This window comes from Acidocella sp., from assembly GCF_035535915.1.
In the GTDB taxonomy this organism is placed as follows: domain Bacteria; phylum Pseudomonadota; class Alphaproteobacteria; order Acetobacterales; family Acetobacteraceae; genus Acidocella.
The window spans coordinates 13544-26430 of record NZ_DATLPB010000042.1; the positions used below are offsets into that span (position 1 = coordinate 13544).

Annotated in this window: 12 protein-coding genes; 5 read left to right on the plus strand and 7 right to left on the minus strand. The window is 65.0% G+C overall.

Features of this window, described 5'->3' with window-relative positions; genetic code table 11:
• The first annotated feature begins 81 nt into the window (after positions 1–81).
• A complete protein-coding gene (groL, locus tag VNC39_RS05205) occupies positions 82–1731 on the plus strand; it encodes a chaperonin GroEL (RefSeq protein WP_325396872.1) in 1650 nt (549 codons plus the stop codon).
• 176 nt (positions 1732–1907) lie between these two features.
• Positions 1908–2357: a GNAT family N-acetyltransferase gene (locus VNC39_RS05210; protein WP_325396874.1), complete on the plus strand. Its 450-nt coding sequence runs from the start codon at positions 1908–1910 to the stop codon at positions 2355–2357.
• An 87-nt stretch (positions 2358–2444) separates the two neighbouring features.
• Here VNC39_RS05210 and VNC39_RS05215 read toward each other — a convergent pair whose 3' ends face one another.
• From VNC39_RS05215 to phaC, 7 genes are all read right to left on the minus strand, one after another.
• Positions 2445–2738 carry a hypothetical protein gene (locus VNC39_RS05215; protein ID WP_325396876.1) on the minus strand — a complete coding sequence of 98 codons (294 nt, stop codon included), beginning with the start codon at positions 2736–2738 and terminating at the stop codon, positions 2445–2447.
• A gap of 3 nt (positions 2739–2741) precedes the next feature.
• Positions 2742–2876 (minus strand): Flp family type IVb pilin, encoded by a 135-nt coding sequence (locus VNC39_RS05220; RefSeq protein ID WP_325396878.1) that lies wholly within the window; start codon positions 2874–2876, stop codon positions 2742–2744.
• A gap of 237 nt (positions 2877–3113) precedes the next feature.
• Positions 3114–4076, minus strand: a complete 963-nt coding sequence (locus tag VNC39_RS05225) for a CobW family GTP-binding protein (RefSeq protein WP_325396880.1) — start codon at positions 4074–4076, stop codon at positions 3114–3116.
• A 77-nt stretch (positions 4077–4153) separates the two neighbouring features.
• Positions 4154–5191 carry a glycosyltransferase family 4 protein gene (locus VNC39_RS05230; protein WP_325396882.1) on the minus strand — a complete coding sequence of 346 codons (1038 nt, stop codon included), beginning with the start codon at positions 5189–5191 and terminating at the stop codon, positions 4154–4156.
• On the minus strand, positions 5192–6442 hold the full coding sequence (locus tag VNC39_RS05235) for an O-antigen ligase family protein (protein ID WP_325396884.1): 1251 nt from the start codon (positions 6440–6442) through the stop codon (positions 5192–5194).
• 24 nt (positions 6443–6466) lie between these two features.
• On the minus strand, positions 6467–7507 hold the full coding sequence (locus VNC39_RS05240; RefSeq protein ID WP_325396886.1) for a glycosyltransferase: 1041 nt from the start codon (positions 7505–7507) through the stop codon (positions 6467–6469).
• A gap of 203 nt (positions 7508–7710) precedes the next feature.
• Positions 7711–9504 (minus strand): class I poly(R)-hydroxyalkanoic acid synthase, encoded by a 1794-nt coding sequence (phaC, locus tag VNC39_RS05245; protein ID WP_325396888.1) that lies wholly within the window; start codon positions 9502–9504, stop codon positions 7711–7713.
• Positions 9505–9685: 181 nt separating this feature from the next.
• On the opposite strand from phaC, the gene VNC39_RS05250 reads away from it, so the two are divergent.
• The 3 genes from VNC39_RS05250 to VNC39_RS05260 are packed head-to-tail and all read left to right on the plus strand — an operon-like array spanning position 9686 to position 12872.
• Complete coding sequence (locus VNC39_RS05250) at positions 9686–10267, plus strand: hypothetical protein (RefSeq protein WP_325396890.1); 582 nt, start codon at positions 9686–9688, stop codon at positions 10265–10267.
• A 53-nt stretch (positions 10268–10320) separates the two neighbouring features.
• On the plus strand, positions 10321–11544 hold the full coding sequence (locus VNC39_RS05255; protein WP_325396892.1) for an LL-diaminopimelate aminotransferase: 1224 nt from the start codon (positions 10321–10323) through the stop codon (positions 11542–11544).
• Positions 11545–11558: 14 nt separating this feature from the next.
• Entirely contained in the window at positions 11559–12872 is a 1314-nt protein-coding gene (locus VNC39_RS05260; RefSeq protein WP_325396894.1) for a homoserine dehydrogenase, read from the plus strand.
• The last annotated feature ends 15 nt before the right edge of the window (positions 12873–12887 follow it).

Here is a 12887-nt window from a genome sequence, read left to right on the forward strand (position 1 = left end):
CCGTGCCGCACTCGGCCGCGCTGACATTCGGGCGGCGGAGAGCGGCAAGCTGCATTTTCCCTTTTCATCAGGAGTCATCACATGGCTGCCAAAGACGTACGTTTCGGGCCCGATGCACGCGACCGCATGCTGCGCGGCGTCGACACCCTCGCCAATGCCGTCAAGGTCACGCTCGGCCCGAAAGGCCGCAACGTGGTCATCGAGAAATCCTTCGGCGCGCCGCGCATCACCAAGGACGGCGTGACCGTCGCCAAGGAAATCGAGCTGGCTGACAAGTTCGAGAACCTGGGCGCGCAGTTGATGCGCGAGGTCGCCTCCAAGACCAACGACCTCGCCGGCGACGGCACCACCACCGCCACCGTTCTGGGCCAGGCCATCGTCCGCGAGGGCGTGAAGGCGGTTGCCGCCGGCCTGAACCCGATGGATCTGCGCCGCGGCATCGACAAGGCGGTCAACACCGTCGTGGAAGAGCTGAAGAAGCGCACCAAGAAGATCACCACCCCGGCCGAGACCGCCCAGGTTGGCACCATTTCCGCCAACGGCGAGGGCGAGATCGGCGACATGATCTCCAAGGCAATGCAGAAGGTCGGCAACGAGGGCGTGATCACGGTTGAGGAAGCCAAGGGCATCCAGACCGAGCTCGACGTCGTCGAAGGCATGCAGTTCGACCGCGGCTATGTTTCTCCGTACTTCATCACCAACCCGGAGAAGATGATCGCGGACCTCGACAGCCCGTACATCCTGATCTTCGAGAAGAAGCTCTCCGGCCTGCAGCCGATGCTGCCGCTGCTCGAAGCCATCGTGCAGACCGGCAAGCCGCTGCTGATCATCGCGGAAGACGTTGAGGGCGAGGCGCTGGCCACCCTGGTCGTCAACAAGCTGCGTGGCGGGCTGAAGATCGCCGCCGTGAAGGCCCCGGGCTTCGGCGACCGCCGCAAGGCCATCCTGGAAGACATCGCCATCCTCACCGGTGGCCAGGTGATCTCCGAGGATCTCGGCATCAAACTCGAGACCGTCACCCTGCCGATGCTCGGCAAGGCCAAGAAGGTGCTCATCGAGAAAGAGAACACCACGATCATCGAAGGCGCTGGCAAGAAGGCCGACATCACCGGCCGCGTCAACCAGATCCGCGCGCAGATCGAGGAGACCACCTCCGACTACGACCGTGAGAAGCTCCAGGAGCGCCTGGCCAAGCTCGCGGGCGGCGTCGCGGTGATCCGCGTCGGCGGTGCGTCCGAGGTCGAGGTGAAGGAGCGCAAGGACCGCGTCGACGACGCGCTGCATGCGACCCGCGCCGCGGTTGAGGAAGGCATCGTGCCGGGCGGTGGTATCGCCCTGGCCCGCGCCTCGCTCGTCCTCGCCAAGCTGAAGGCGGACAATGAAGACCAGCGCGTCGGCATCGACATCATCCGCCGCGCGATCCAGGTGCCGCTGCGCCAGATCGCCGAGAACGCCGGTGAAGACGGCGCGGTCATCGCCGGCAAGGTGCTCGACAAGGACGAGTACACGTTCGGCTTCGACGCCCAGTCCGGCGAGTTCAAGGACATGGTCAAGGCCGGCATCATCGACCCGACCAAGGTCGTGCGCACCGCGCTGCAGGACGCAGCGTCCGTGGCCGCGCTGATCATCACCACCGAAGCCGGCGTGACCGAACGCCCCGAGAAGAAGGCTCCGGCCGGCGCTCCGGGCGGCATGGGTGGCATGGGTGGCATGGGCGATATGGATTTCTAATCCACGCTCAACCGACGACAATGAGGGCCCCGGGAGCAATCCCGGGGCTTTTTTGTTGGGACGACGAGAAAGAAAAAGAAGAGAAAGCGCTACTTTTTGTGAACAAAAGTAGCAAAAAACTTTGTTAACTTTGGGCCGTGGTGGTTTCGCCGGTACGGGCCCACTAAGATCGCAACATGTCGAACATTCGCCCCGCGCTGGCCGAGGATCTGGAGGCAGTGCAAAAGCTGGTGAACACGGCCTATGCGCCTTACATCCCCCGCCTTGGGCGCGCGCCGGGACCGATGAATGACGATTATGCCGCCGCGATCGCGCGGGGCTTCGTCTACCTCATCGAAACTGACGGCGCGTTGGCGGGGCTGGTGGTGCTGATTGCCGAGCCGGAGGCGCTGCTGCTCGACAATATTGCCGTCGCGCCGGCGGCACAGGGGCAAAAGATCGGCCGGCGGCTGATGGAATTTGCGGAAGAGACCGCACGACAGCGCGGCCTTGTCCACCTCAGACTCTACACCAATGAGCTGATGACCGAGAATATCGGCTGGTACACGAGGCTCGGCTTCTCCGAGACGCATCGCGGCACTGAGACAGGATTTCGACGGGTCTATATGAGCCGGCAGCTTGGCTAACGAGCCCGTGCCGGCTCAGCGCCAGAGGCCCAGAATGACAAAAGTTTTTGGTGCCGCTTTTTTCAAAAAGCGGCTGCTTTCCTGATCTTAAACGGCCTGCAGCCCGATTTCATGGGCGGCAATCCAGCGGATGTAGAATTTCCGCCGTGTTTTATCCGTATATTCGAGCGTCACCTCGTTGCCGACCGTCAGCGTCGGCATCGGCCGCAGGCCGATGCGGTAGCCGTTATCGGAAGCATCGAGGATTTTGCACGGATAAGAGCTTTGCTCGTCTTCCCCCAGAATCAGGAACGTACGCTGCGCCATTCGCGCAACACCCGCGACGAGGCGGCGTGTTTCACGCCGCTGTTCATCCCACTTCCCCGGGGCAGCCTTCGTCAAAGCCTAGAGCTCGCTGGAGACATTATTGAACGTGTTGGCCACATTGTTTCCGAGAGCGCTGACAGCGACGATGATCACGACCGCGATCAACGCGGCGATGAGCGCGTATTCGATGGCCGTAACGGCCTTGTCATTCATCTTGAACGCACGGAGGGTAGCGGACAGATTGTTGAACATCGGAACGACTTTCTTTAACAAATTTTAACTTTGTCGTAGACCCTACTATCATTTCGTTAATCGTTCAACATCAACTCCAAAGATTCACGAAGCGATGAGGACAGTGCCGCGGCGACGCCGGCGGCCGCCATACAAGCCGCCCGGCACCGCATGCGGGGCATACGGGGCCGGGCGGCAGGCGCGACGCGGCGGCGGGATTTACGCCGCGCAGCTCTCGAAACCGCGCCGCAGCGCCGGGCGGTTCAGGTCGCGGCCGATGAAGACGAGACGGCTGACGCGCGTCTCGTCAGCCCCCCAGGGCGCCAGAAAATCGCCATCGGCGATCATATGCACGGCCTGGAAAGCGAAACGGCGGTCCTCGTTCTTGTAGGACAGAATGCCTTTCGTGCGCAGCAGATCCTGCCCCTGGGTCTGCAGGATATGGCCGATCCAGAGGTTGAACTTCTCCGGATCGAGCGGCTTGTCGGTGGACAGGCTGATGCTGGAGAGATGTTCGTTATGGGTGTGCGAATCCTCTTCGAGAAAATCCGGCACGGAGGCGAGCACGCGCTGCAGGTCGAAAGCGTTGAGGCCGAGCAGCTTGTCGGCCGGGACGTCAGCGCGGGTGGCCTTGTGGATGGCGGCGAAGCGGTTGATCTGGCGGATGCGGTCTTCGACGGCCTGCAGCTCCTCCGGCGTCACCAGATCCAGCTTGTTGAGGACGATGACGTCGGCAAAGGCGATCTGGTCCGCCGCTTCCGGGGAATCGTTCAGGCGCTCAAGCAGGTGTTTGGCGTCGACCACGGTGATGATCGCATCCAGCCGGGTTTTCGCCTTCACGTCCTCGTCGACGAAGAAGGTCTGCGCCACCGGAGCCGGGTTGGCGAGGCCGGTGGTCTCGACGATGATCCCGTCGAATTTCTGCGCGCGCTTCATCAGCCCGCCGACGATGCGGATCAGGTCGCCGCGCACGGTGCAGCAGATGCAGCCATTGTTCATTTCGAACACTTCCTCGTCGGAATCGACGACGAGGTCGTTATCGACGCCGAGCTCGCCGAACTCGTTGATCACCACGGCATATTTCTTGCCGTGATTCTCGCTGAGCAGGCGGTTGAGCAGCGTGGTCTTGCCGGCGCCGAGATAGCCGGTGAGCACGGTGACGGGGGTGAGCGTGTCAGACATGGTATCCGGGTCCTACAAAAAATTTATCCGCTTATTTAGGCATGGTGGCGGCCGGCCGGAAGATGCGCTCCATGCTTTCAGCGCAAGGCGTTCAATTGGTCGGCGAGGGAAGCGGTCTCAAACCGGGCGGCCTGAGCGAGCCCGGCTTCCGCCAGGGCGGCACGGCCGGCATCGTCCGTGGCGAGGCTGATGAGGGCGGCAGCGGTGGCCAGCGCGTCGCCCGGCGGCACGAACCGGGCCGCCGCCCCCGCCACCTCGCGCAGCCCGCCCTGCCCCGTCGTGATCAGCGCCGCGCCGCTCGCCAGGGCCTCCAGCGCGGTGAGGCCGAACGGCTCGTCCCAACGGCTCGGCACCACCACGATGGCAGCCTCCGCCATCGCCGCCAGCACCTCCGCATGCGGGCGCGGCCCCTCGAACGCCACCCCGGCTCTGGCCGCCGCGTCGCGCATGGAGGTCACATAGGCGGTTTCCGGACTGTCCGGGCCGAAACGGTCGCCGCCGATCATCCGCGCGGTCCAGCCGGGCAGTTGCGGCAAAGCCTGCGCGCAGGCTGCGATGAACACGTCCGGCGCCTTATCTTCGGTGATGCGCCCGACGAAAAGCACGGTCTTGCGCCGCTGCGCCGCGCGGGGCGGCAGCTCGGCGATGCTCAAAGGATTGGGCAGCACGGCCGGGCCGGCGCCGGAAAGCCCGGTACGGTAGCGCCCAGCGAGAAATTCCGAGACGCAGACCACATTATGCAGCAGAGCCAGCGCGAGGCGGCGGCCGAAGCGCGTCTTCAGCCCCCGCATGGTCAGCGGGTCGTTATGCAGGAACAGCGACACGGAGCATCCCGGCAGGGCCAGAGCCAGCATCATCGCCAGACGCGGCTGCTGGTGCACTTCCACCGCGTCCGGCGCCACGCGGCGGAGCGCGCGCAGCGTGGACATAAAGCCGTGCACCGGCCGGTAGTCGATGCCGTCAAAAGTTTGCGGGCGCGGCGTCCCCATGACCACGGCCCCCGGCGTGAGCGCGCAGAACCGCCGCACCACCAGGGAGATGGCCCCGGCGGCATGCGGCGCGAAATGCTCGCGCGCCGGAAGGATCATGGCGACCCGCACGCCGGCCGCCGCCATTCAGGACGCCGGGGCCGCCGGCCGCGGCCGGAGCGAAAAACCGAGGCCGAGGATGAAGAACAGCCAGCCGACCATGTACAAGGCAGGAAATTCGTCCGTGGAGCCGAGCGGCCAGGTGAAAGTGAGCGCGCTGACGAACAGGCCCACGCGCAGCGGCTCCGGCGCCCGGAACAGATTCCGCCCCAAAACCACCATCCAGGAGAGCGCCATCAGCACAAACAGGATCAAGCCGGGCACACCCGCATCCACGAAGGCCTGAACGTAATAATTATGCGGGTGAAGGTTGCAGGCGCCCAGAGCCCGCTGGGTCGGCGCAATCCCGAGCGCGGGCAGGCCCGCGTCGAATCGCGGCGCCGGGCATAGTTCGCGGAACCCGTTATAGCCCCAGCCATGCCAGGGCGATTGCAGCCCCATCACGGTCGCGCGGGTGTAAAGCTCGCCGTAAGGGCTCTGGGAGAAATGGCTGAGATTCCGGCTCGTCTCGTGGACCAGCTTGGCATAGGTCGGCGGCGAGATAACCGGCGTGGCGACGATCACGATGGCGGCCACGGCGACTATGGCGACGGCAATGAAACGCAGCTGGCGGATGAACAAGGCCGTGACGACGACGCCAAGCCCGGTCAGAGCCACCCCCATGCGCTGGCCGATCAGCACCGACGTCACCACGCCGATGAGCGCGAGCAGGGCGCCGGCGCTGCGCCATAGGGTGCCGGCGCGCGAGAGCAGGGCCACCACCACCGGCAACATCGCCGGGAATAACAGATGCATGTAAAGCGCGCCGGCGCGCGGCTTCCAGAACGGCCCGGTCAGCGACCCGTCCGCCCAGCGATGATCGCCGAAAATATTGCTGCCGGTGAGAAATTGCTGCCAGCTCTCAACGCCGACCCACAGGCAGGACAGCACCAAGGCCAGCCACGCCGCCTTCTGCGCGCGGGGCGTGACCAGCAGCCAGGTCTGCAACGCCACCGCGAACACCAGCAGCCTCAGGATCACCAGGGCTTGGACAAAGCCCATAACCCAACCGGCCGAGCCGAACGGCGTGAAGGGCGTGGAACAGAGCAGCAGCCAGGCCCACCAGGCCAAGCCCAGCACGAACCAGGGCTGGCGCGCCCAGCCCAGCTCCCGGCGCCGCGCCATCGTGGCCAGAAACAACACATCGACAATGAAGATGCCGATTTCCGCCAGGGGAAAGGCATGCAGCAATCCAAAGGGCACCAGGAACGCCGCCACCAGCGCGATCTTCCTCAGCATGTCAGGTCGCATTCGGACGTCTGGTCATCTCGTGGTGCCAAGAATGGTCTGATAGCAATCGATCATGCGCCGCGTCACCACCTCGCGGGTGAAATCGGCACGGTATTCGGCCTGGCCCCCGGCTTCGATCCGCTCTTTCAGGGCCGGCTCGTCCAGCACCTGGCGGATCGCGGCGGCCAGGGCCTCCGGCGCGTCGGCCGGCACCAGCATGCCGTTTTCGCCGTTGCGGATATAGGCGCGCGGCCCGTCGCTCTCGCAGGCGATGAAGGCCGTGCCCGCCGACCAGGCATCCAGGATCACCGTGCCGAACGGTTCATAACGCGACGGCAACAGGCAGATATCCGCCGCCCCCAGCAGCGCGCCGCGGTCGGTCCGCCAGCCGAGAAAGCGCACGCGCTCCAGAACGTTCAGGCGGCGGGCGAGCTGTTCCAGCTCCTCGCGCAACGGCCCTTCGCCGGCGATCCACAAATAGCAGTCCGGCAGCTTGGGCAGCGCTTGCAGCACCGTGTCCAACCCCTTGGTGGCGTGCAGGCGGGAGAGGGTCAGCAGCACCTTGGCGTCGGCGGGGGTGTTCAGCGTCGCGCGGTCGAGCGGGGCGCCGGGCTCGACCGAAGGAAAGGTCGGAACATAGAAAGCCCGCCCGGCGGGGGCGCCGGACTCGTGCATGTGCCGCACCAGATCCCGCGTGACGCCGATGAAGGCGGAGCAATGCGCGAAATGCTTATATTCCTCATAATCGCCATACCAGCCGATCACCGCCGCCCGGTCTCGCGCGTCCTGCGGCACCAGACTGGCGGCGCGGCGCATCCAGCAATGGATCAAATCGGGCTTTTCCCGCTCGATCAACTGGCGCAAACGCCGTTTCTGCCAGGGCCGGAAGCCGGTCTCCAGCGGCGCCGTCTCCACGCGCAGCCCGGCGCGGCTGAGTTCATCGCGCCGCAGGGCCTGGGGATGCAGCACCACACATTGCTCCACCCCCGCTTCATGCAGGCTCAGCATGATGTCGGTCGAGTACAGCTCGGCCCCGCCATTGCCGCGCGCCGCCATGATTTGCAGAATACGCATTGTGGCGGGTGCTTAAACCGGTCTCCTCAGGCTGGCAATTGAAGCAAGACAGAAAGGAAAGAGGCTACTTTTTGTGAACAAAAAGTAGCGCAAAAAAACTTTGTTATGCTGGGCCATGGGCAGTGTCTGCGACAACGCCCATGACCCGGCATTAATAAAGTTTTTTTGCTTCTTTTTGTGAACAAAAAGAAGCCTTCCTTCTCTTAGCTACGGACGGTGACATAAGACCCCGGCGCCGGTTCGATCACCTTCAGCCCTTTCCCCGGAATCCGCGCCGGTACCATGTTATGGTCCAGGCCGGTGACCCAATGCTGCCAGTCCGGCCACCAGGAACCCGCCACCTCGATTGCCCCCTCGAACCAGGCGTCGGCCGTGTCGGGCAGCGTATCGTTGATGAAATGGTTGTACTTGCCGCCTTCCGGCGGATTGACCACGCCGGCGATATGACCGGAGCCGGCGAGCACGAAGCGCACCTTGCCGCCGAACAGCCGCGCACCGCGATAGGTGCTGGTCCAGGGGGCGATGTGGTCCTCGCGGCAGGACAGGAAATAGACCGGGATGTCGACCTGGCGCAAATCGATCGGCACGCCCTTCATCGACAGGCCGCCCGGCTGGGAGAGCAGGTTCTTCTGATACATGTTTCGTAAATAGAAAGAATGCATCGCTGGCGGCATGCGCGTGGCGTCGGAATTCCAGTACAGCAGGTCGAAGGGAAACGGCTCCTGGCCGAGCAGGTAATTATTCACCACGAACGACCAGATCAGGTCGTTGGCGCGCAGCATGTTGAAAGTGGTCGCCATCTCATTGCCCTCGAGATAGCCGCGGCGCATCATGCGCTCTTCCAGCGTGCTCAGCTGCTCCTCGTCGATGAACACGCCGAGCTCGCCGGCATCGGAAAAATCCGTCAGCGTCACGAGGAAGGTGGCGGATTTGATGCGGTCGTCGCCCTTCGCCTTCATGTAGCCGAGGGTCGCCGCCAGCAAGGTGCCGCCGAGGCAATAACCAATCGTGTTCACCTCGCGAATCTTCGTGGCCTTTTCGATCGCGTCCAGCGCGGCGAACACGCCCTCGACCATATAATCGTCGAAATTCTTCAGCGCCAGGCTGGCATCGGGATTCACCCAGCTCACCATGAACACCGTGTGGCCCTGGGAGACGAGGTAGCGCACGAGGGAGTTTTTCGGCCGCAGATCCAGGATGTAGAATTTGTTGATCCAGGGCGGGAAGATCACCAACGGCCGGGCCAGCACCGTTTCGGTGCTCGGCGCGTACTGGATCAGCTGCATCAATTCGTTCTGGAACACCACCTTGCCGTCCGAGACCGCGATGTTGCCGCCGACCTTGAAGGCTTCGTTGTCGGTCATCCTGATGCGCAGATTGCCGCGCCCCCGCTCCAGATCGTTGAGCAGGTTGTTGAGGCCGCGCACCAGATTCTCGCCACCCGATTCACGGGTGCGGCGCAGCACCTCCGGGTTAGTGAACAGGAAATTCGAGGGGCTCAGCGCGTTGACGAACTGGCGCGCGTAGAAATCGATCTTTTGCGCGGTTTTCGGCGGCAACCCGTCCACCTTGCCGATCACATCGTTGATGTAGCGGGCGGAGAGCAGGTAGGATTGCTTGATGAAGTCGAAGACCTCGTTCTGCTGCCAGGCCGGATCGGCGAAGCGCTTATCCTTGGGGTCGCTCCGGATCACCGGCTCCGCCGGCTCGCCCAGGATGCGCCGCGTGGTGTTCTGCCACAGCGTCATGTAATCCCGCCACAGGCCCATCTGCGCCTGCATCAGCACGGCCGGGTTGGCGAGCAGCTTGGTGGTCATTTCCAGGAAGGCGCCGCCGACATTCAGCGGGTCGAGATTAACCCCCTCCTGGGTCTGGCGCTTCAGCCAGTCATTGACCAGGCGCTGCGAACGGACGGCGATGTCGGCCATCGAGCGGCCCATGAACTCGGGGTCCGGGAGCTTGATGTCCGTTTCATCCGGTCCTTTGGTCTCGGGCATTGGACGATCCTTTCCGTGGCGGCGGTTCTCGGGCAAACAAGCCCGGGACGGGTTCCCGCCCAGCGCGGTCCGCCGCGCGTTTTTGATTGTGGGGAAGAAAATGATGGCCGGTCGGCATCGGGGAGCGGCATCGAGTTTGCTGACATTGTTGTTGTTGGCAGGGTGTTCGGGTCCTGTCGGTTTGTATCACAGCATCGAAGGTGGTGCGATTGCCCAAAAGCGGCAACCCCCTCCGGGCCATGATCTGCCATACCCGAATCTCGCCGACGTGCCACCAGCGCCGAAGCCCCAAGCGCCCGACGCGCAGGCGAAAATCGCCGCCACCGTTGCCCACCAGGGGCCCGACGTGTCACCCCCCTCGCCCCTGGCCCTGGCCGGGCTGGAACTGCCCGGCGCGCCGCCGCCGGTGCCTAACATTCCCGGCCTAAATCTGCCTGCCATCCCCTCGACCCCGGCGCCGCCGAAAATCGTCCCGCCGGAGCCGCAGCCCAAACCCACCCCGCCGCCCGTGCTGCTGGCCTTCCGCCGCGGCTCGGCGGTTTTGCCCGTCCAGGATGTTTTGCCGCTCACCTTCGCCGCCGCCGGGCGGGGCGATGCGCACGTGCTGGTCGGCGGCTTCGGCGACGGCGATTCGCTCCCGCTGGCCCTGGCGCGAGCCCGGCGGCTGGCCGCCCAGCTCACCGCCAACGGCGTGCCGCCGGGCGTGATAAATCTCGTCGCGAGCCGCGACGGTTCTGGCGGCTTCGTACAATTGGTATATTAGACACCCGGCCAAGCTGAAGCCGTCATACGCAACCAAAGGACCTCGAGCGCCTCATGTCCGAAGAATTCCATCGCATCCGCCGCCTGCCCCCTTATGTTTTCGCTGAGGTGAACGCCGCCAAGGCCAAGGCGCGCGCGGCGGCCGAGGACATTATTGACCTGGGCATGGGCAACCCTGACAGCCCAACCCCGCCGCACATCGTCGCCAAGCTGGTGGAAACCGTGCAGGACCCGCGCAGCCACCGCTATTCCGTGAGCAAGGGCATCCCCGGCCTGCGCAAGGCGCTGGCCGGCTATTACGCCCGCCGGTTCGGCGTGAAGCTCGACCCGGAGACGGAAACGATCGCCACCCTCGGCTCCAAGGAAGGGCTGGCCAACCTCGCCGCCGCCATCACCAGCCCGGGCGATACGATCCTGGTGCCCAACCCGTCCTATCCGATCCATCAGTTCGGCTTCATCATCGCCGGCGCCTCGGTGCGCTCGATCCCGGCCGAGCCGGGCGAGGAGATGCTGCGTGCGATCGACCGCGCGGTGCGCCATTCCGTGCCGAAACCGACCGCGGTGATCGTGAATTTCCCGTCCAACCCGACCGCCTACATGGCGGATCTGGATTTCTACAAGGAACTCGTCGCGCTGGCGCGCAAGACCGAGCTCTTCATCATCTCCGACCTCGCCTATGGCGAAATCTATTTCGACGGCAATCCGCCGCCTTCGGTGCTGCAGGTGGACGGGGCGAAGGACATCACGGTGGAATTCACCACGATGTCGAAGACCTATTCGATGCCGGGCTGGCGCATGGGCTTTGCCGCCGGCAATCCGCGGCTGATCGCCGCACTGGCGCGGATGAAATCCTACCTCGACTATGGGGCGTTCACGCCGATCCAGGTCGCGGCCACGGCGGCGCTGAACGGCCCGCAGGAGTGCGTCGACGAGATGCGCGCTTTGTACCGCGAGCGCCGCGATATCCTGATCAAGGGCTTGCACGCCGCTGGGTGGGATGTCCCCTCCCCGAACGGCTCGATGTTCGCCTGGGCGCCGATTCCCGCGCGCTACGCGCATCTGGGCAGCGTCGAATTCTCCAAGCTGCTGCTCGCCAAGGCCAAGGTCGCAGTGGCGCCGGGCCTCGGCTTCGGCGAATATGGCGACACCCATGTGCGCATCGCGCTGGTGGAGAACCAGCACCGGCTGCGTCAGGCGCTGCGCAACATCCGCCATTTCATGGCGACCGATAATGGCGGCCCGGTGGACGCCATCGCGGAAGTGGCACGACAATATTGAGGCAGCAGGCTCACATGGACTCCCTGAAACGTGAAGCGATCCGCCCCCTGAAGATCGGTATCGCTGGCCTTGGTACCGTGGGCGCCGGTGTCATGCGGCTGCTGCGCGACAATGCCGAACTGATCACGGCCCGAGCAGGGCGGCCGATCGTCGTCACCGCCGTCTCGGCCCGCGACCGCTCGCGCGACCGCGGCGTGGCGCTGGACGGGATCCGCTGGCACGAGACCCCGGCGGCGCTGGCCACCGACGATGCGGTCGATGTGGTGGTGGAGCTGGTCGGCGGTTCGGACGGCCCGGCCAAGGCGCTGGTCGCGCAGGCGCTGGCCGCAAAAAAACCGGTCGTCACCGCCAACAAGGCGCTGCTCGCCCTGCATGGCGCGGCGCTGGCACAGGCAGCTTACCAGGCCAACGTGACGCTGGCCTATGAGGCCGCGGTCGCGGGCGGGATTCCGGTGATCAAGGCGCTGCGCGAGGGCCTGGCCGGGAACCGGATCGACCGCGTCGCCGGCATCCTCAACGGCACCTGCAACTACATCCTCACCACCATGCGCGAGGAAGGCCGCGACTTCGCCGAGGTGCTCGCCGACGCCCAGGCGCTCGGCTATGCGGAGGCCGACCCGGCCTTCGACATCGACGGCGTGGATGCCGCGCACAAGCTGGCGATTCTGGCGGCCCTCGCCTTCGGCCAGCAGGTCGATTTCGCCGCCGTGCATGTCGAGGGCATCCGCCGCGTCAGCGCGCTGGACATCAAATTCGCCGAAGAACTCGGCTACCGGATCAAGCTGCTGGGCATCGCCCACCGTACCGCCGAAGGCGTGGCCATGCGCGTGCATCCCGCCATGGTGCCGCGGCAAAGCCTGCTGGCGTCGGTCGAGGGCGTGTATAACGCCGTGCTGCTGGAGAGCGATTTCGCCGGCACGGTGTTCCTGCAGGGGCGCGGCGCCGGGGCAGGCCCAACCGCGAGCGCGGTGGTGGCGGACCTGATCGACATCGCCCGTGGCACGCGCGTGCCGGTCTGGGGCACGGCGCGCAGCCGGCCCGAAGCCGGGGCGGCGGTGCCCATCGCCCACCATACCGGCGCGTATTTCCTGCGCCTGATGGTGGTGGACCAGCCCGGCGTGCTGGCCGACGTCACCGCGATCCTGCGCGAACACCATATTTCCCTGGCCTCGATGTTGCAGCACGGGCGCAAGCCCGGCGAGGCCGTACCGATCGTGCTCGTGACCCATGACACGCACGAAGCCGCGGTCGCCGCGGCGCTGGCGCGCATCGCCGATCTGGAATCGGTGCTGGAAGCGCCCAATCTCATTCGTATTGAGCCGAAATAGCCGAACTAAAGGAGT